Genomic DNA, 21,425 nt, shown 5'->3' on the forward strand with positions numbered 1-21,425 from the left:
TGGACGCTAGTGATCCCCACTGGCGTCCATGTTTATTTCCAAAACAATCAACTTTCTTTCCTTCACGCAAAGAAGAGCCGATCGATCCTTGTTAATCCTAAGGCATCGATTTCTAAAAGAGCTCTTTCGTAAATTTCTGTATTTGTGAAAGCCGCACTCTCGTGGGCATCGATCCCAATAATACAAGAGCAGCCGACTTCCTTAGCGATCTTCCAAAATTCAGGATGCGGATAGCCACCATTCGTATAGCCCGCCAAATTATACTCCAATGGCAGCTGATACTCTTTGGCTTTTTCACATAAGCGGTAGGCAACTTCTTCGCAATGAGAATCGAAGGTTTTATAGCCCCGCATGAACACATCTGGATGTGCCATATAAGCAAAAATTTCTGATTCGATCCCTTGTAAAGAAACACGGAGATAATCTTTGATCGCTTTTACCGAATCCCCGGGTGTATGGTCGTAATAGTGATTGCTTTCGATTTCAGGAAAATGATTGCCAAAAATCAAATAGTCGATCGACAGCTTTTCTTTCTCCGCAACTAACCAAGGGATCATTGTTTCAAAATATTCACACTCTAATCCTAATTTCACATCGATTTGTCCTTGATACTTTTCCCGTAAGCTTTTCACCGATGAAACGTAATCTTCCAATTGCGCAACATCCATTCTCATCGGCGAGACATACCCATCCTCAAAGGGCCAGGGACAATGATCAGCGAAGCCGATTTCCTTAAAGCCAGCTTGGATGGCTTTGATCACATAGTCTTCATCAGAATCCCGTGCATGTTTGCATCGAGTTGTGTGGGTATGATAGTTTGCTTTCCACATGGTTATTCACTCCTTCTTATTACATTTAGGTTAATTTGTTTTTGTGATCGCATTTTAGGTACACTCTTCTTGAGGCGTTATCCTTCAAACCGTTCGCTATTTTACAGAATCTTTTGTAAACGGAACCATTTTTTCGAAAAAATAGTACTAGCTATCAACACCTATCACTTAGCAACTTCATCAGTCTGGATTTATTCCAGTCCATTTCATTATAGAATTGCGGCTATCCCAAGACAATCAAAAGAAAGCTGCAAGCGGTTGCTTCTTTTCCCATCACTTCCATTGAGTCGTTTCTCTTGGGACAAATGAATTTTTCAAGAGGACATGTCTTGGTGCGGTTTTGTCTCCTTGTACCTCTTGAAAAAGTAGCTGGGTCGTCCAATCTACCATCTCTTCTAAAGGTCGTGCGATGGACGAAAGCAAAGGGTTAGTACAAAGACAAACATTGGTGTTTTCATAACCAATCACTTGAATCGCTTCACCAACCTTTTTATCCAGTGAATGAAGGGAACGTAAAGCGCAGGCTGCCAAAAAATCGCTTGCCGCAAAAATGCCATCGATAGAAGGCCATTGACGAAAAAGTTGATCAAAGGAAGTTTGCGTGACATTTACAAAATCGAGTATGACCTCGTGAACATGGATCTCTGGGTATTGGTCCATCACTTGATAAAAACCAGCTGATTTTTCTTGAACGGAATGTAATGTCTTTGGTCCATTAACGAAGAGGATCTCGCGACAACGATTTTGGATTAAGATCTGTGCTGCCAACTGTCCACCTGAGGTATTATCCGCAGAAACGGAGGATACTTCATCGCTAAGGACTCTACCCACACTCACTAGAGGTAATTTGAGAACCTTTTGCAACAATGGACCTTGCGTACAAAGGTTGGTACATAAAATTACCCCATCAATATTATTTGCGAGAAACAAGTTCAAAAAATAGGTTTCTCTTTCAGGATTCCCTTGTGTGGTACCAATCATCAAACTATAGCCTTTCTCAATCAGTTGCGACTCGATTCGGGTGATAAATTGATTATAAAAATCATTTTTCAAATCATAGATCAGCAAGCCGATCATCTTTGAGGAATTGTAATAAAAGGACCGTGCTAATTCATTTGGTACATAATCAAGTGCTTGAATTGCTTCTAGCACAATCTGCTTTGTTTCTTCATTCACGTATTTTTTATTGTTGATCACTCGTGAGACGGTAGTCACGGATACATTGGCAAGTTTTGCCACGTCTTGCATGTTTGCCATTGGTCCCTCCTTTCTCTCTTTTGCATGTCTCGTAATTGTTAAATCCTTTTCCATTTGATCTATTATCCGAATGCAACACTCTAAAATACTTTCTTTTTATTCTATAATAACAAACCTTGCATCATATTTTCTGTTTTTATGAAAATAAAAAAGCTGTTTAGATGAAATCTCACCATAAACAACTTTTCTATGCTCGATAAAAGTTTGCATTAATGTCAGCGTCTTTGAAGAAAACAAGAAAATCACTCCCGTGTTCTCTTAAACAATCATTTACAAAAGCACCCAGCTAATTTTTTAAATCTAAGCCTTCAATCAACGCCACCGCACGATCGATCCCAGCGTCTTTTGTTTCTTCTAGCACCACGTAACAGTATGGCTTATGTTTGATCAGAAGCTGTAAAATTTCTGGATACCGTATTTGTCCTTCACCTAACGGGACAGGGATCACTTCTTCTCCCGAGAGTTGAAAATCCTTTAGGTGCAAGCAGACGATTTTCTCGCCAAAAAGAGTAAACGCTTCTTCTACCAATGCAACTTGATCAGCAGCCGTTTTTGCGGTGATCAAATTCGTTGGATCGTAAATGATCCCTAGATAATCAGAAGGAACACGTTCAATCAGCTCGGCGATGCGCTGATTCGAATACAACGGATGATTCAGTCCTGCTTCGATCCCTACCATGGTTTTATGTTTTTCTCCCACTCGAACGAGTCGCTGGATCACATGGATCAAGTCTTCAAAAACCTCATCCGAAAAATTCTCTTCGCTATATCCCAGCGCGGCAATGACTGAGCCTGTTTCTGAAGCCACCATGCTGGCACCAAAATAACGGGCATGGAATAAGTAGCGCTCAAATTTCTGTAAGATTTTCTCTCGTTCCTCTGGTTCGGGATGAATCAAGTTACTATAACAACTTAACAAAGCGATTTGAACGCCTTGTTCTTGGAATTCATTCTTGAAGAAGGTCCCCATACCTGGACTCATTTTTTCAGGAGCACTTAGGTCTGGAAAAGACGCATTCAAGGCAAACTGAACGTTTCTTATTTTCTTTGCTTCTACCGCTTGTGCTAGCTGCTTGGGTGTATATTCTCCTGAGAGGTCATGCCCTCGGATGGCTAAATGAATCATCTGACTCCTCGCTTTCTACTGTTTTTTCCCATTCAATAATCAAATTTTCATAAGGTTCTAGCCTATGGCTACCCCGCGCCAGCGCTTCACCTGATAAGCGTTCGAAACCGGGGAGATGTAAGGTAAAGTCAGCTGTCGTCATCCCTAAGTTACTGATCCAGAGTTGGACATGGGTCGCTGACTCTCGGCGATACTTCATCACACCTTCCGAACATTTGATCAACTGGCGCTCTGATTCATAAGGGAAAAGTTCTTTGTGACAAAACGACTGCCATATCAAACTGTCTGTTAAATTGCTAGGTAGCGCACCTAAATAGATGATCTCTCCTTGAGCCAGTTGTTTCTTAGCTAGTAGCGTTTGGTCATTCCCTCGTCCGATCGTTTCCCAATCTTCTGGGCAATGAAAAACTGTGACCAAATGATCCAAAGGTTCTTTTAGGCCGTCATAGGTTAGCTGATAAGTCAGTCCTTTCACCGTAAACTGCTGGATTTGGTCAAACCCGAGCCATTCTCCTAAACGATCTAAGCCATTCGTCGCTGGCCAAGCCAGCTCTTTTGTCCGATCCCCCGTCATCGGGCCTAAAATCAGCTTGCCTCCTGCTTCAGTAAAGGCGGCAAATTTTTTCAGCAAGGTCGGACTGATCCAACGAACAAATGGGGCAAGAACAACATCATACTCTTCTAACGGACTATTTTCTTGAATGATTTCTACACGAATCCCTTGGCGAATTAGACTGCCGTAAAATTCGGTAAACAGGCTGCGATAATCATAAACACCCCCATGATCGATCGTGTAAAAGCGTTTCGAGTAATCCGAGTAGATGATGGCTATTTTTGACGATACATACTTCGTTTCCGCTAAAAGTGGTGCGATCTGTTGTCTTAGTTCGCCAATCCGAACTACCTCTTCATACCCACAATCTGGCTCTCCCCAAGCAGTTAACACGGCACTATGGGGTTGCTCCACACCATAGCGATGTCCACGAAAATGCCAAAAGCAGAAGGATTTCAAATGACCAGCATAGCCAATGAACGCTTCACTTGTGACAAACCCATGAGGACGAGGTGCCGCATAATTTTCAATATGACCAGCATTGGCAGTACAAGTTTCTAACAATAACATTTCCTTGTTGCGCGGTTTGACATTCCGCCAACGATCCAAGTTCATGGTATACGCTGGATAGTTGTCTGCCGGTGCATACGTATCAAAACCAGCAATATCTAAATCAGCAAATAGCTCATCATTTTGCAAGTTAAACCCAAAAGCGGAGTTATGGGTAATGGGTAACGCGGTCTCCATTCGGATAAAATGACAAAGATCATGCGCAAACTCATTCAACGTATCAGTGGTAAAGCGACGAAAGGCATTCATCAGGGAAGAATTATGCAAAAACGGGGTCGTTAGTGGCAAGACGACATCCTCAAATGCGTCATACCACTCACTCCATACCTTCGTGCCCCAACACTCGTTGAGGTTGGTCACGGATTGATAGCTATCTTTTAAATACGTATGCCAACGCGTTTGGCACGTCGTACAATAACATAGATCGACATGACATTTAAATTCATTGTCCAATTGCAACATAACGACATTTTCATGTTTTTCGGCAATCTCAGCGATTTTTCTCGTCAACCGATAGGCATAACGGCGAAAGTCCTCGTTGTTTGTACAGACATGCTGTCTTGAGCCGTGATGCATCTTCGTTCCATCTTGATTAGTGATTAATGCTTCTGGGTACTGTTTTGTAAACCAGCGGGGTGGGGTCGGCGTTGGAATACATAAGCAAACATCGATGCCATTTGCTTGGTACTGTTCTAGCGCACGTTCCAACAACGAAAAATCATATTCTCCAGGTTGAGGCTCCAAGTCACGCCAAATGAATTCCCCAATTCTAGCAAAATTCATGCCCAACGTTTTCATCGTTTGACTATCACTTTGCATGATTTCTTCCGACCAGACTTCTGGATACATGCAGGCGCCGTAATAAATATCAGGAAACAGTGGTTGCTCATGGAAAAACGCCTGTAAACGAATCGCTACATAGCGAGCGATCATATGCGCCCCGACCTTTGAAAAGTGGGTATCATCTGCGAGACCTGCAGGATAATTAGGGTGTTCATCCGGTGCTAACCAAACAAAGAGTGCTTTGGAAGCTTCTAGTCCTAGTGTGTCATAATAATGATAGGTATAGCGATTTAAATCAAACAAATCCACTTCTTCCGTTCGACTAAGTTCTCTTAAGACCGATAAAAACGCTGACAACGTATGCGCCAGTCGTCCCTCTTCTCCTACACGCCGTTCAACAGGTGTACACAGGATCGGGATTCCTGTTTTTTCTTTGATTTGACGGATCATGTCTGTCAAATGAGCAATGTACGCCTCCATCGTGACATGATTTTTCTCTTTTTGGTCATTATGTCCAAATTGCAGTAGGACGACTGTATTCGGTTCGACTTCTTGCAGGAGTTGCTCAAACAACCCTTCTTCGATAAAGGAACGAGTCGTACTGCCGTTTTTCGCAAAATTGTGTACGTCTACTTCTGGGGACAGATAGCTTGGTAAAGCTTGTCCCCAGCCCATCATTGGCTGTTGATCAAGGGGATAATCCGCCATGGTTGAATCTCCGCCTAGAACGATTTTCATTTCTTTTCTTCCTCCATCTATTTACTATCAGATTTCCAACAGCTTTGACAAGTCTGCTGGTTTTCTTGCTGAACTTAAGCTGTATTAGAAATCGCTTTCTTTTCTATTATACAAAACATTGGCTGACGAAAACATGGAAAAATCAGAGCAAAAGCTGCGAAAATACGAGCTTTTCCGCAGCAACCAACAGTGATCAGCTCTGACCTTTTCGATATTGTCCTGGGGTCATTCCCGTGCACTTTTTAAATAAACGATTGAAGTAACTGGGATTATACCCAAGGCTTTCTGCAATTTCATTGATTTGGTGATCAGTTTCGAGCAACTGCCGTTTTGCTTCTACGATGCGAACATTGGTTAAATAATCAATAAAGTTGACCTGCTTGGCACGCTTGAACTCCTTACTCAAAAAGATTGGGTCTACTTCGAAACGATCCGCAACGTATTCTAACGAAATTTGTTCATTGCGAAAATCAGATTGGATGTACTCAGCTACTTTTTGGATCATTTCACTATAAGAATTAGCGACATTTTCTTGCCAGAGGATGGAGACGGGTTTTAAGAAATGATGGTACAAAAAGGCTTGGATCTGATTGATGGCTAAAAGTCGTTCGATTCGCTCTAACACAACCGTTTTCGATACATAATCCGTTCGTGAGACCCCATTTTCATTTAAAAGGTAATCGACTTGATCGTACAGTCGATTGACCACATAGATCACCGCAGCCTGTTGATTGTTTTCTGCCACGACCTGTTCTAAAAACCGCTGGAGACTTCGTTGCAATTCTTCATGATAGCCACTTTTCAGCGCTGTTAAAATCAAATTTTCTTGCGAAAGAGAATACTTCGGCAGTGGGCGCATTTTCTCTCCTTGAAGCACTTGATTTTCGGAAATCAACCGTTGCAGATGGATTTGCTTTTTGAGACATTGGGCAACTTCAGGCAACTTGCGAATCTCTGTTTCTTGTTGCGAACTAACGATGGTGACATAACGGCAGACGATCAAATTGATTTGCTTGGTGACCATCGTGAAGTAATCTGTCAGTTGTTGCTCTTGATTGACCACAAAAACCAAAATCCGTCCTTCATTTGAAGAAACGATGGTTGATTCAGGGAAAAACATGGCTGTGACATCCGCTATAATGTTTTCTAAGGCAAACAAAATGTGAGTTTCATCTTGTGAATTTGCTTGATTGCTTAATAGATCATTGAGTTGGAAATAAAACAGGCGATACCCTTGGTCACTTAAGCACCAGTTTTTTTGCTGCAGTAATTGTTGCGATTCTTCCTCCGATAAATAGCCATAATACCCTTCCATCAAATGTTGGATCACTTGTCGCTTCAGCGAATCTTGAAAGCGTTCCGCCTGATTTTGCAACAATCCTTTTTCCCGACTTAATTGTTGCCAACGGTCCACCAAAAACTCCAGATCGTTTTCTTTTTTCCATTGGGTATTACCAAAGAGCTGATCCATCGTTTTTTCAAAAGGTTGGTATTGTTTTTTTGCCAAAAAGAGACTCATGACTGCCACACAAGCAATAAAAAGAATGCTTACGACGATCAGCACTCTAGCCAAATGAGTGACTGGCTCGGTAATCAATGCTAAGGGAACGACGGTATAAAACGTCCATATTTGGTTGAGTCGCGTACTGTTTACGGCGATCATGCTATAATCATTGCCATTGATCGATTCGACCCAGGTTCCTTGATGCTCCTCACTCAGCGGTTGGATAACATTCGCTAAGTTCTGATCGCCAATAAAACGAAAACTCTCATGATTAAAGGAAATCGCTGCGAGTCCATTTTCAATTTGAGTATCATAAAAATACTTTAACAATGATTGCTCGTCGATCGTTGCAACTAAAAAAATTTTAGGCTGATCTTCGCCTTGGCTATCAATGTTTTGTACAAAAATCAATTCATCCTCTTCTTCAATGATCTTCCACTGATACTGCCTACCATTATCGATCCGATAGCGTGCAAATGCTGTTTTGGTTTGCTCGAGTGTTAATTCATACGTGCCGCCACTTTCAATCCCAAAAGGCGTCTCGCCTAGTGAATAAATACCGATTCGATTGACATAATTGGAGCTATTTGTTAAGTAAAACAATTCTTCCGACAGCTGGATCAGCGTCTGATAATTTGTCGTTTCCAATAAATCTTCTTGGTAGCGCCTTTGAAACGATTGCCCCCAAACGCTTAAAGTCACTTCCAGCTGCGAGAACTGTTGGTTGATGTTACTAACGATTCCTTCGACTTGGCGATTATTTAGTTCCTGATACGATCGTTGTAATGGTCCGATCAAATAGGCATGCAAAAAGATTGCAACGGCTAATAGCGGCACGACGATCCATAGACTGGCTAGCTGCAGTTTTCGATGAAAACCGCCTGTTTTAAAGTACTTCATTCCCAAACACCCTTGTAATAGATTTTATGTAACAAATTGTCATGCGAAAAAACGCATGACAACCTATCCACAACTATTGAAGTGTATCATCCTTTGACGGATCCAATCAGCATTCCTTTGGCAAAATGTTTTTGCAAAAACGGATAGAAGATCAAAATTGGCAAAGTAGCCACAATGATGACTGCAAATTTGATTCCTTGTTCCGGGGGCACATAGTTGGGGTCCATACTTGCTAACGCATTGGCACCACTGGACGCCATCGTGATCTGTCTTAACAATAACTGAATCGGCCATTTTGCTGAATCGTTGATATAAAGCAATCCACTCATGAAGTCGTTCCAGATACCAACGGCGTAAAAAAGAGTGAAGGTCGCGATCACTGGTTTTGATAAAGGCAAAATGATTTTCCATAAAATCCCTAGTTCCGTACAGCCGTCCATCTTGGCGGATTCTTCCAATTCGATCGGCATTTCTTGAAAGAAATTTTTAATGATCATTAAGTTGAACGGGTTGATCGCGATTGGCAAAATCAATGCCCAATAAGAATTGATCAGTCCTAAATTTTTAACCACGATAAACGTTGGGATCATCCCACCTGAAAAGAGCATCGCAAAAATCACGAGATTCAACAATGTGTTCCGTCCTTTTAGATGCTTGCGTGATAAAGGATAGGCAAAGGTGAAGGTACAGAAAAGTTGCACCAGCGTACCAACGATGGTAACGCCGACCGTTACAAGCAAACTACGGATAAAGGTGTTGGTTGAAAAAATAAAACGATAGGAGTCGAGACTGATCTCGTTTGGCCATAAGAAAAACGAGCGAGTGGTCAATTCTAACTCCGTAGCAAATGAACCTGCGATCACATAAATAAAAGGAATCACCATGAATAACCCAATCAATGCCAAAAATAGTGCATTAAAAATGTCAAATATTTTCCCTGCTTTCGTATTGTGTAAAGTAGCCATCTTTTTCCTCCTTAGTATAAGCCGCTTTCGCCAAAGCGTTTCGCTAATTTATTGGTACAAAGTACGAGGATGATCCCAACGATCGATTTAAATAATCCGACGGCTGTTGAATAACTGTAAGCGCCATTGGTAATCCCCATCATATACACATACGTGTCAAAAACATCTGCTACTGTCCGGTTCAATTGATTGGTCATCAAGAAAATCTGATCAAACCCAGTAGACAAAATTGACCCGATCCGCATAATCAGCATAATGATGATCGTCGAACGAATCGCAGGCAAAGTAATGTGCCACACACGACGGAAACGTCCTGCACCATCCATGATCGCGGCTTCGTATTGTTCCTGATCCACACCTGATAAGGCAGCTAAATAAATAATAGTCCCCCAACCGATCTCTTTCCAAATCGATTGCATTACGATCATGGGGCGGAACCATTGCGGGTCTGAGAGAAAGTCGATTTCAACGCCTGTCAACGAAGCGATAAATTGAGTGATCGCTCCATGATCGATGTTGAATAAGATATGCCAAAGACTAACGACGATCGTCCATGAAAGAAAATGTGGTACATAGACGAAGGTTTGAATGGTCCGCTGAAACAGCTTGTTGCGCAATTCATTCAGTAACAGTGCCAAAAAGATGGGTGCTGGAAACGAAAAGAAGATGTTTAAAAAGGCAATCATCAACGTGTTCCACAAGATCCGAAAGAAATCAGGATTATTGAAGAAATCCATAAAATTTTGTGTTCCAACCCATGGACTATCTGCGATTCCTAAAAAAGGCACATAATCTTTGAAAGCAATGATCAACCCATACATCGGTGCATAACGAAATACTGCAAAATAGATGATCCCGGGAATCGTCAAAATATAGAGCCATTTATTTTGTTTAAAATGGTTGAGAAAACTCCCCCATTGCTCTTTCATTTTCGGCACTTTTTTTATTGTTGTTTCCATTCATTCTCCTCCTCTAACTCCGCTCCGATCAGTGCTAAACAACAAATCGTATTTAGCCCCCACTGTGACAACACATTGGTCGATACCCACGGCATTTCTTTTATTTTTTTCCACGTTGTCGCTGCTTCAATGGTCGCTTCGATCGGCAATGGAACACTCGATTTGTCATTATCAAGCAATAACTGCCAAGCCCTTTGGCTGATTGCTTGATCGTTACGCACTCGCCCAGCAAAGGCCATCATCGTCGACGCAAACATTGGCCAGGCAAAATGAGGTTCCGTCAGTACCCCGTTTGATTCTTCTGCTTTTCTCTCAGGACTCAAGCTATAAAACCAGCCAAACTCCCCTAACATCTCTGACCACTCGGGGTCTTCCAGCACTTGAGCAAGTTCTAACCAAACTTGCGGCGCCCCAAAGGAGATGACCATGTGATAGCCGCCAAAATTCCCAGTTCCCATATAAGATAAGGTTTTGTCTTGTGGATCAAATAACACTGTGGGACCAGACAATAGGCGCTGGGGCATGGCTTTGATGCAGGTGATGCCGGTGCGAATTTTTTCAAGGTAAACAGGATCATTCGTCCGTTCCCACTGGGTAAACCAGTTCGAGACTAGCGCAGCCCAATCTGGTCCGATGCGAATCGGTATCCGCTTCGTTTCTCGTTCATAAAACTCGCGCATCGGTGGTAACGCATCAAAAGCATAGGTTTCATTGTCTTTGACTTGTTCCATAATCTCCCCAATGCGTTCATCCGCTGTCAAATAGTAGTAGTAGCGATGGAGACCCGCCATTGAAATTCGAACTTCTTTTGCTTGGCAGCCCCAATGAACGACATTATGCCGTGACCCTAATCCTTTGTATTCACCAGCATGATACTGATCGACTTCTGAAGTATGTCTCGTCATGCTTTCAGCCAGATAGTAGACGCTTGGATCACCAGTCCGTAAGAAATCTAGCCAAAGCCACATGTTAGGGACCAATTCAGTGTTTTGCCAAGCGTACCCACCAAGATCGTAGCGCCATTGGTGTCGAAACTGATCATAGGTATGCATGACATCACCATAGTTCCAATAGCCATACCAACTTCTTTGTTGGACTTCTTCTAAATAGAATTGACGCATCTCAGCCAATTGTTGCTCCAGCAACTGTTTCGTTTTCGTTGATTCGTCTGGTAAACTGATCCTGCCAAAAACCTTCGTCTCTTGATAACGCTCTGGCAATGAAACGATCTGGGCAGGTTCTTGGTTTTCTTGAGCTAAGTCCAGCAACACTTCTTCTGACGGGGCTTCCTCATAAAGATCCAACCAACAACGAGTCGTATTTGCTACGCCAACTGCCGTCGAACGAATCTCTTCCATTCCTTCGTATCCGCTAAGCACATGATCCCGTTTGGAATAGTGCTGAAAATCCATTGGCTTGGCATTCGGTGACCACTGCCACATCGTGATTCGGGTTGCTTTTTGGGTGATGCCTGCCACCTCGATCGCAGATGGTGCTTTTTCCCAAAATTTCTCCATACTGCAAGCAACGCCGCCGGTTTCTCCCCCAGCGTAAAAGGTACCTGAATAACGCTCACCATCCCCAATGGGCAACCAACAGTACCCAGGTTCTGTCTGTTTTTCTAATTCAAATGACCGATGATTGATTTGATTGACCCGAAAATTGTCCCAAATAGCATTTTCCACCGCATGAGACAGCATCGGCTCGTCCGCTGGGGTCAATGAAACGAGCTGTCCACTGGCTTGTTCTTGATAGGGAATGTTTTGTTGATAGTGTCGCCGTGAAAGTAACAATTGCGCCGCTTCATGATACACAGCATCTGCAATAAATTTGACTTGTCGATTCCAATTTTCACCTGTCAACGCATAATCAAATGCTACCCCCATGCCTTCATAAGCAAGTGGTTTGATGATAATGACCGTATGAATGATTTCCAATTTGCTGATTTCGCGAAAGATACGGAACCGTAAAATAAACTCTTGCACCACTTCTTGATCGATCTCAATGATGCCTGATACTTTGATAACGGCTTTCTCGGAACCATTTTCTTCCAACATCAAGTCCGTTACTTTGGACTGCACCTTTTTGTTTTGGTATTGCAGGATTGCGTGAAGATCTTGCAATTTTTTCTGCCCATTGACCGCTACCCAGTCCAATACATTTTTCCCTTCCCCATGTTTCGGGAAGAAGCCTTTGATCGTACCGTTGTCAAAATAAATACCGTTGTAAGCTTCCCTAGCAATCGCCTGTTTCTTCTGGACACGCTGTTTTCTTTGAAAAAGTAACTGCGTCGTTTCTGCCACCAGACCACTGTGTCCTGTCCATTTCACACTGCCATCTGGCCAGTAAGCCAGTACTTTCGTTTGCAGCGGCTCCTCCCCCAGCAAAAACAGTTCCTCACTTAGAGCCTCAGGTTGTAAAGCTCCTTTTTCCCATGGATACCCAAAACTCAGCCCACGTTTTCCCTTAGGTTTATTTTTGAGCCATTTCAATGCCATGCTCGATTTCCTCCTCTTCCCTCTCTGCAGGTTGACCTGCATCGTTTTGTTGCTTTAGCTTTTGTTCATTTTCATCAAATAATTTCAAGTAAATCCCCATTGTGCCAATGATCCACATCCCAATACTTAAAAATGGCAGGAGACCGGGGAGAAAAAAGCTGATCGTACTACAAATCCCAAACCAAAGGACGCCTAAAAAGGTGCCAATAGGTTGAAAGAAAAGAAAGCGTAGTGAAGCGCCTAGGTACTTCTTCGTTGGGAGCACATAATATTCGTACATGCTAAGCAATGTATTAATCACAGCGATCGCGACGCATTGGCTAACGATCAATAGGATCAAGCCTGTTTGAGTCAATGCCGCTAAAAATCCTTGCTGGATCACTACCATGGGGCACAAATAAAAGAGAATGATCGGTAAGCCCAAGCGATTCGATCGCCAAAAGTTCCTGCGGTAATACCGAAAGAACGTTTGAAAAAAAGGCGGCGATTCCTGTTTAAGGGTTTTCTTTGCTACGTGGAATCCTGCTTGTACGCTAGGCGCCAGTCCAAAGATGATCCCACCTACTAGCGCACCTATAATAACGGTTACATTTATCAGCAAACAATAAAAGACAAAATCTGCTGCTTGATATGCTTTCTGCCATTTCATCACTGTTCCTCCTCTAAGGAATATACCTTCAAGTCTTTATAGCAGGCCTTCATTGGCGCCATTTGCCGAAATCCGATCGCTCCTTTGGTTAATACGGGACCAAACTGTTCCTCATTAAGGTACCTTAACACCAATAAGTCGTTGATCCAAAAGGTAATCGTTGCACCTACCTTATCGATTCTTAGGTGATAAAACCCTCGGGCATCTGCTACACTCGGAAGTGGATCTGCGCCTTGGGCGACCAGATGAAATCCATGGCTTTTGCGCAAATTACACGTTTCAAACGCCCGTTCCTCCTCATACTTTCTTCGAAAATAAGAAAGGTGGTAAGCATTGATCCCTCCAGAATGATACTCGGGATATGCCCCGGTTCGTTTGGGTACTCCAGAATCGAAGATCGAGCCACCCTTGCGATTGGCTGCTGCAAAAAAGAGCATACATAAGCCTGGTTCAGCCAGTGGTTGAAACTGCCAGGTGATTCGTAGGTCCGCTGGAAATTGTTGAGGCAGCCATAAAACAAAATGTGGTTGTTTGTTTGATTCTTCAGAATACGTATTTGCCAGAATCATCCCGTCTTGGAAAGTAATTTTGGGCTCTCCTTCAGCAATAAAGTGTTGAATATCTGCTGCTTGATTCAGCGGATTTTCATAGATCAATTTCGCTAACATTTCTTCTCCTTTTATGCGTATATGAGCTGCTTTTCTCTTTTCATAGTAAACTTGACCTACATTTCTAACAATTGACTTTTTTTGAATTCTTTGATATCAAGCGTTAGATTAGGGTTTTCATTTGCTTGTTTCCATTTTTTCTTTTCTGATTTCTCACTACCTGTCTCGTCTCACTTGACTATTACTCCATTTTATTAGCTGAAAAAAATTATTGAAAAAGAAAAAGGTTGAGAGCAAGATCCACTCAACCTTCTTCGACTGTCGTTATTGTGCTTGATGAAGGGCATTCGTTTCTTCCATCAGCTGCGTGCCTCCTTGATTCTTCCAAAGTTCGATCGCAGCTTCCCAACCCGCTTCATCGATTTGTCCTGCGATAAATTGAACCCGCGCATCACTAATGATCTGATCAAGCTGTGCCCCTTTTGTTACATACGTATCTGTATTATAGGAGGCTGCTGGGTTAAAGACAGCGTGCTCTAAATCAGCTTCCATCAATGACAATCGTTTTTCATAGCTTTCAGTAGCCGCTTCTGTATCAGGCTTAGCAATGTAGTACAGGGTATCTTCCGTTACATTCATCCCAATTTGTGAGTACCCTTTGACCGCATTGGCTAACGCTTCAGCTTCTGATCCTTCTAGTGCGACGGACATTCCATCCACTACTTCAAAATTGATTCCTTCGATTCCGTTGTTCAGCAATACCTGTGCTTCTTTATCATTTAATTTATCAAGGAACGTCAACACCTCTTTTAGATGTTCCTCTGTCTGGACACTCGACTTAGGAATCGCCAAGAAACCAGAATAGCCATCTGTCGGTAACGCATTCATCGTACCGCTATTATCTTTTAAATTCCCTGTAAAGACGACGAGGTCTTCTTCTCCAGCTTGCAATAATTTATTACTGATTTGTGCTGCTCGTGAATACGTATCAATAATGATCCCACCACGTCCATTGATAAACGGCTCATCCCATTTATCTGCTGCCATGGTTGCAAAATCACGATTGACATAGCCTTGTTCCACCATATCTTTAACAAATTGCATTGATTCTAGGTATTCTGGTTGCATAAAGGATGGCTCTAAAGTGCCGTCTATTTCTTTCCAAGCATTTCCTGCCCCAAACCAAGTAGCTAACACATCGTAAGGACTATTTGAATTGATCGAGCCAGGCCATTGGGGAATAAGCAAACCAAACGTATCATTTTCACCATTCCCATCGGGATCGTTCTCAGTAAATGCTTTGGCAATCTCATAAAGATCATCGATCGTTTCTGGTACCTCTAAGTTTAAGTTTTCTAACCAATCTTTTCGGATGATCACCGCCGTCCGCATCGCATCACGTTTCCGATAAATTCCGTACACTTTGCCATTCACAGAAGAATTACGCAAAACATCCTCGTTAGACTGAGAGAGATTAGGATAATCAGCTAAATAGTCGGTCAAATCCCAAAAAGCCCCATTTTCTGCTGACTTGATAAATCCTCCTGATTTTCCTTGAATGACCATCACTTCTGGAATATCATCTGAAGCTAACGTAATATTCATTTTATCCTCATAGGATGTATTGGGTGCCCAGGTAATATCAATGTTTTTGCCAGTGTAAGCTTCTAATTGTTTCAAAATCTCGTTGTCACTTGCAGGTGGTTCAGTTTCAATGTACGGCGATAAAATCGAAATCGTATCATAATCTGTTGTGGAACCTGCTTCCTCCTTCCCACATGCCGACAAAAAGGCGACTGATAGTAACCCCAAACCAAGAATCGTACTTAATTTTTTCACTACTTTTCCTCCTTAGATTTTGTTGTTGAGCTCGATTAAATAAACCGCTTTCAATACCAAAAGCATAACGAAAAGCAGGATTTCCAGCAATTGACATTTTTTGTTAATCGTTGATATATGGCTGGGTAGGGAGTTTTGCTCTACATTTGCAGGTATCGTAAATTATAGGAAAAAAGAATAAATAGTTCTTCGTGTTCTTAGTTCGCTCAATCAATTTAATTATCGCAGTTTTTCTGATTCCTATCATTCTTAAATTCTCGTTGTAGAAAAAGTAGCCTAAGTACTGATGTTCTTATTCGTGAGAGATTTGGAAACATCTTATCATGAAAAAAAGACCAACTCATTGGTCTTTTTTGATAATTCATCAGTTTTGTAGTACTAAGCGGATCACCACTCATTCATATCCGACAGAAAGAGTACTACCGCTCATACACATCATTTTGATCCAAGGTTGGCGCTAACGCAGTGACGATCGTTTCCACCATCTTTAAGTTTTCGACCCCTGCAATCTTGCCGAACTCGTCGGCATGGATGGAAAGATTTTTCATTGTTAGATTGCGGATCGGTTCTGCTGGGCTGGCCTCGATGAAGAAAGCACGCACGCTTTGTTGTCCTATTTTGGTAGCTTGCACGTTTTCAATATTAATGTCGCAGACCTTTGCTGGACCTACTGGAATAGCAGGTTGTGCCATCAATTTGTGCCAATAGTCGGGAATCTCTTCCGCATAATCAGCTGGCAGTTCTGGATAACTATAATCTGGGTACCAATTTGTTTGTAAGAGAAAAGGAAAGCCAACATCCTTCATCGTTAAATCCGAAGCAGTGACCTTGCGTATAAATCCACCTCGATTGTTAGCGGATTTGATCCGAAACCCTGCGCCAGTTTGCTCAAAGACGACTTTTTGGATTTTGATCTCTTCGATCCCACCTGAAGTTTCACTGCCAATGGCAATTCCTGAACCGTACCCTAACTGACAGTCTTTGATCGTGATTTTCCGACAGCTTCTTTGCTGGGCTAAGGCTTCTGCCCCACGTCCCGCCTTGATCGAGATATTGTCATCGTTGCAGGAAATGTAGGCATTTTGAATGGTGACTTCTTCACAGGAATCAATATCGATGCCATCAGTACTAGGCCCTTTTCCATTGTCTATCGTGATGCCGTCGATCAATATGTGGTGAGAATACGTGATTTGTGTATTCCAAAAACCCGACTGTACCGACGAAATATCTTTGATGGTTACTTGCTGACTTTCATAAACAAGGATATTTCGTGGACGCTTGCAATCATAATCTGCTGCCCAGCGTAAGCCTTTCTTTGCATAATCCGCCATCATCCCGCTGGCTTCATCTGTTCCCCAAAACGTTTGCCACCATGTTTCTCCACGACCATCAAGTTTCCCTTTTCCCGAGATCATGACATTTTCTGCGTGAAAAACATTGATCATCGCTGCAGGCCGCTTCATATTGATCCCTGCGACCCGATTATCTACTTCGGGATAATCGGCCAGTTCTTGACTACCATACAGAATCGTATCCTCTGAGACAATCAAGTGCACATTGCTTTTTAAAAACAACGCGCCGATTTGATAGGCGCCGGGTGGTGTAATCACTGTTCCCTGCACAGTTGATGCTTGGTCAATTTCTCGTTGCAATAATTGCGTGATGTCTTCCATTCTTGCTTACCTCCTAAGCTTTTGTTTTACGCTACAAATAGGTTTATCGATATCCATGACTTTTAAAAATTTGCGCATCGCCAACCTTTTTTCATCTATCATTTATTTGGATAGAACTAAGTGCTTCTTACTGGCGCTGTCCATCAAGTAAAGCGTTCCTCTTGGCACATCTCGTTGTCTTTTCCCATGTGCTTTCTGGCGTCCTTTTTTCCTACATTCTTTACTATAGTCCCCTTAGCGGCAAAAGAAAGTCCTTTTTGATTTCTGAGGATCGTCTTTTTTTGTAACGTCCTTTCTTGTTAGAAAAATGCGCCTTTTTGTCTACAAAAGCAAAAAGGCGCAACCTGTCAAGGAAGGAAATAAGGTGCTTAACTAACTGTTTCTCATTGGGAAAACCAACGCAGATCATTTCCAAAAGCTTGTTCTACGTGCGTTTCTTTTGCCCCACCATGGATAGTTCGACTGTTTCTTGGCAACTTATTGCGTCACTTATGGCCGCTCGATCAATGATCGCTGCCTCTTTAAAGCTGACCTCCTGACACTGTTCAAAAATCATTTTCTTTTGCCCTTTAGCTGATTCAAAGGCAACTGACTCAAAAGTAACGCGTTGGATCGGTGAAACCTGCTGTGTTTGTTCATCGACAAACCCTTTTAGCTCGACCAAAGGGTTCTGCCCTACGATACGGGTATTCTTGACCAAAATATCCGAAATGATCGGTAACTGTTGTGCTGCCTGACCATCGGCATTGTAAGCAACAGGATGAGCCATGAAACGATCCAACAGGCAATCGGTGATCGTCACTTGACGAATATAGCCACCACGATCATTCTGCGCTTTCAATTCTAGTCCATAAAGCGTATTGGTCAGTTGACAATCTCGAAAAGCGATATTTTCAACACCACCAGATTGCTCACTACCAATCGCGATGCCATGTCCCCCTCGAATAGCCAAATCAAACAGCCGAATATTTTTCGCTGGTCTATTGATCTGATTTCCTTCTGGATTTTTGCCAGATTTGATTGCGATACAATCATCGCCCGTATCAAAAACGGTGTCAAAAATCAGCAAATTTTGCGAAGAATCTGGGTCCCAACCATCGCCATTGTCGATGCCTTTGGACTGAATAGTCACCCCATGGGTCACAACGGTGTCACAGTAAATCATATGAACAGTCCAGCATGGTGGATCAATCAACGTCAGCTCTGTCAAATGGATGTTTTTGGCCTGCATCATACAGATCAAACGTCCCCTTACTCGTCTTCCAGGTTTTCCATCAGAAACATATTCTGGATACTGTTCACGGTCTGCATAAGGGTTTCGCATCGCTAGTCCTAATGGATTCCCGCCACCAATGATCGTTCCTTTGCCACAAAGACGGACATTTTCACAAACGATACGCCCTCGATCGCCCCGATCGATATACCCAATGTTGATCAATGAACGAAAACAAAACAATTCCCAGCCTTCATAACGGCTTAATGGCAACCCCTCTTGATTCACGCTCCCTAAATAATCGTGAGGGGCAACCCGATACGTTTCTATGTCGAGGCTTGCTTGCAATGTGCCATCTACCTGAAAAATCATATTGCTTTTTAGCTCCAACGCACCGGAAAGGATCACCGCCCCTGTTGGGATCCAGACTGTGCCGTTGCTAGGACAATCGTTGATCGCTTGCTGGAGAATGGCGGTACTATCTTCTTTGCCTTCGCTATCAGCATGGTATGGTGCTTGCGTAACATCTAACACAACACTTTTTTTCTTTGTACGAAAGGTCGTCGTGACTGCGGTATTTGTAAGCAGACATCCCTGAAGATCGAGGCAGATGATCGTTACTTGATACGTTTGATCGGCAGATAAGTTTGTCAACGTCCAATGCGTCTTGTTTGTTGGTCTGGTTTGGATCAAATCGTTGTCTAAAAACAATTGATAACCAAAAATAGCTTGAGCGTGCAGCGGCTTCTCCCAAATAAGGGTCGCTTGATGAGCGCCGATCGTGCTTGGTACCACATGAAAATCAATTACTTGAAATGGTTGCATCGGTTTGTCCTTTCTTCAACGAATTCATTCAATAGAAAAAAGATATTCCAAAACAGCGAATATCTTTTTCCACACTTATTTAAGACCAGTCGTGCTGATGCCTTCAACAATGTATTTTTGGAAAATAAAGAAGATGATCAACACAGGCAGCAAGGAGACGACAGACATCGCGAACATCGCTCCCCAATTGGAGGTTCTGCTAGCATCTAGGAACTGCTTTAAGGCAATCGATACCGTGTAGTTTTGCGGACGTGTAAGGTACAGCATCGGTCCGATCAGTTCTTCCCATTTCCAATAGAAAGAGAAGATCGCAGCGTTTGCCAAGGAAGGCTTCATCAACGGTAGAATCACACGGAAGAAAATACCGACCCGTCCACAGCCGTCCATTTTTGCTGCTTCATCTAAATCTGTCGGGATCGCAGAGACAAATTGAACCATCATGAAAATAAAGAAAGCTTGTCCGAAGTATGAAGGAACGGTTACCGGACGAATCGAGTTAAGCCAGCCTAATTGATTGAACCAAAGATACTGAGGCACCATGATGATCTCTTGCGGCAGCATCATCGTGACCAAGATACAAGCAAACCAAAAGCCTTTTCCTTTGAAAGGAATTCGACCAAATCCATAAGAAATGACAGCCGAAGAACAGACCGCCCCTACCATTGAAATCAACGCGATTTGCAACGAGTTGAAAATATAGCGAATGAAGGGAATCCCTGCGATCCCTTCAAACCCCTTGGTAAAATTTTCTAACGTCCAGCTTCGGGGGATCAACTCCGTTGCCGTTCGAAAAATGTCACTACTAGGTTTAAAGGCACTAAACAGCAGCCAGAAAATCGGATAAAGCATCAGTAATGCAGCAACTAAGATCACGGCATCAAAGAAATAATTTTGTTTTTGTTCACGCATCAATCAAACCTCCTCGTTTTCTTTAAACACCCAAAATTTCGATGTTGCGAACAACAGAATCGTAATCAACCCAACGATGACCAGTAAAATCCACGCTAAGGCTGAAGCATAGCCCATTTTGAAATCGGTAAAGGCTCGTTGATACATGTACAAGGAATAGACTAACGTGCCGTTACGGGGTGAACCCGTCCCATTCGAAATGATAAACGCAGGTGTAAAGGTCAAAAAGGCCATGATCGTTTGATAGATCAGATTGAAAAAGATGATTGGCGTCAGGACTGGAACCGTGATATTGAAAAACTGTCTGATTTTTCCTGCCCCATCAATTTCTGCCGCTTCGTAATAATCTTTCGGAATATTTTTCAAACCGGATAAGAAAATCAACATCGACGAGCCAAATTGCCACGCTGCTAATAAAATCAAGGTCATCAACGCTAAGCCAGGACTTTTAAAGAAGTAGATCGGGTCTAAGCCGATCGCCGCTAGCACGCCATTGATCAACCCTGAATCGCCAAAAAGATTCCGCCACATGATCGAGACCGCCACGCTCCCACCTAAAATCGAAGGGATATAAAATAATACCCGATAAGCGCCGCTTAATTTCGATGGGCGGTTGATCAGCATCGCCACTGCTAATGCGACGATCAGCCGTAAAGGGACTGCCAACACAACATATTTCAGCGTAACAGTCAGTGACTGAACAAACTTGGGATCATTCGTAAAAATCGTCTTAAAGTTATTCCAGCCAACAAATTGCGCCTCTGTCAATAAATCATAGTCATGAAAAGACATAAAAAGAGAAATCCCCATCGGGACGATAATAAAAGCAAAAAAGCCAATGATGAAGGGTGAGATAAATAAGTAGCCTGTAACCATATTCTGTTTTGATTCTGGTAATCGATTAAACCAGCTTTTGAGTTTCCCAGGCTCTTTTGCCGTGGGTGATTTTGATTGTAGTTCCATAATTTTCACTTCCTACCTCCTATAGTTGATTACGCTTACAAGTTGATTTTAACGAAGTACTTC

At 42.6% G+C, this 21,425-nt stretch carries 15 protein-coding genes; all 15 read right to left on the reverse strand.

The features are described 5' to 3' along the window. Positions 1–62: 62 nt before the first annotated feature. The 15 genes from CXM95_RS13835 to CXM95_RS13910 all read right to left on the reverse strand — a co-directional run bounded on the left by CXM95_RS13835 (position 63) and on the right by CXM95_RS13910 (position 21,362). Positions 63–830 (reverse strand): histidinol-phosphatase, encoded by a 768-nt coding sequence (locus tag CXM95_RS13835; protein ID WP_008380776.1) that lies wholly within the window; start codon positions 828–830, stop codon positions 63–65. 273 nt (positions 831–1,103) lie between these two features. After that, positions 1,104–2,087 carry a LacI family DNA-binding transcriptional regulator gene (locus CXM95_RS13840; RefSeq protein WP_074933365.1) on the reverse strand — a complete coding sequence of 328 codons (984 nt, stop codon included), beginning with the start codon at positions 2,085–2,087 and terminating at the stop codon, positions 1,104–1,106. 286 nt (positions 2,088–2,373) lie between these two features. After that, a complete protein-coding gene (locus CXM95_RS13845; protein ID WP_086297871.1) occupies positions 2,374–3,213 on the reverse strand; it encodes a sugar phosphate isomerase/epimerase family protein in 840 nt (279 codons plus the stop codon). After that, positions 3,185–5,857, reverse strand: a complete 2,673-nt coding sequence (locus tag CXM95_RS13850) for a beta-galactosidase (protein ID WP_086297874.1) — start codon at positions 5,855–5,857, stop codon at positions 3,185–3,187. The genes CXM95_RS13845 and CXM95_RS13850 overlap by 29 nt, the downstream gene beginning before the upstream one ends. A gap of 193 nt (positions 5,858–6,050) precedes the next feature. Beyond that, positions 6,051–8,261 carry a helix-turn-helix transcriptional regulator gene (locus tag CXM95_RS13855; protein WP_101699273.1) on the reverse strand — a complete coding sequence of 737 codons (2,211 nt, stop codon included), beginning with the start codon at positions 8,259–8,261 and terminating at the stop codon, positions 6,051–6,053. Between the two features lie 86 nt (positions 8,262–8,347). Next, positions 8,348–9,226, reverse strand: a complete 879-nt coding sequence (locus CXM95_RS13860) for a carbohydrate ABC transporter permease (protein WP_086297880.1) — start codon at positions 9,224–9,226, stop codon at positions 8,348–8,350. 11 nt (positions 9,227–9,237) lie between these two features. Next, a complete protein-coding gene (locus CXM95_RS13865) occupies positions 9,238–10,185 on the reverse strand; it encodes an ABC transporter permease (protein WP_101699274.1) in 948 nt (315 codons plus the stop codon). Continuing rightward, positions 10,170–12,683, reverse strand: a complete 2,514-nt coding sequence (locus CXM95_RS13870; RefSeq protein ID WP_086297887.1) for an exo-rhamnogalacturonan lyase family protein — start codon at positions 12,681–12,683, stop codon at positions 10,170–10,172. The genes CXM95_RS13865 and CXM95_RS13870 overlap by 16 nt, the downstream gene beginning before the upstream one ends. Then, on the reverse strand, positions 12,658–13,332 hold the full coding sequence (locus CXM95_RS13875; RefSeq protein ID WP_005234197.1) for a YesL family protein: 675 nt from the start codon (positions 13,330–13,332) through the stop codon (positions 12,658–12,660). The genes CXM95_RS13870 and CXM95_RS13875 overlap by 26 nt, the downstream gene beginning before the upstream one ends. Beyond that, complete coding sequence (locus CXM95_RS13880) at positions 13,332–14,000, reverse strand: DUF1961 family protein (RefSeq protein ID WP_086297890.1); 669 nt, start codon at positions 13,998–14,000, stop codon at positions 13,332–13,334. The genes CXM95_RS13875 and CXM95_RS13880 overlap by 1 nt, the downstream gene beginning before the upstream one ends. A gap of 264 nt (positions 14,001–14,264) precedes the next feature. After that, entirely contained in the window at positions 14,265–15,779 is a 1,515-nt protein-coding gene (locus tag CXM95_RS13885; protein WP_016612692.1) for an extracellular solute-binding protein, read from the reverse strand. Positions 15,780–16,198: 419 nt separating this feature from the next. Next, positions 16,199–17,452 carry a glycoside hydrolase family 28 protein gene (locus CXM95_RS13890; protein ID WP_101699275.1) on the reverse strand — a complete coding sequence of 418 codons (1,254 nt, stop codon included), beginning with the start codon at positions 17,450–17,452 and terminating at the stop codon, positions 16,199–16,201. 424 nt (positions 17,453–17,876) lie between these two features. Continuing rightward, on the reverse strand, positions 17,877–19,490 hold the full coding sequence (locus CXM95_RS13900; RefSeq protein WP_016612695.1) for a glycosyl hydrolase family 28 protein: 1,614 nt from the start codon (positions 19,488–19,490) through the stop codon (positions 17,877–17,879). Between the two features lie 75 nt (positions 19,491–19,565). Continuing rightward, complete coding sequence (locus CXM95_RS13905; protein ID WP_101699276.1) at positions 19,566–20,399, reverse strand: carbohydrate ABC transporter permease; 834 nt, start codon at positions 20,397–20,399, stop codon at positions 19,566–19,568. A 3-nt stretch (positions 20,400–20,402) separates the two neighbouring features. Beyond that, positions 20,403–21,362, reverse strand: a complete 960-nt coding sequence (locus CXM95_RS13910) for a carbohydrate ABC transporter permease (RefSeq protein ID WP_016608843.1) — start codon at positions 21,360–21,362, stop codon at positions 20,403–20,405. Positions 21,363–21,425 lie beyond the last annotated feature (63 nt).

It is taken from the genome of Enterococcus sp. CR-Ec1 (assembly GCF_002850555.1).
GTDB classification, from domain to species: domain Bacteria; phylum Bacillota; class Bacilli; order Lactobacillales; family Enterococcaceae; genus Enterococcus_D; species Enterococcus_D entomosocium.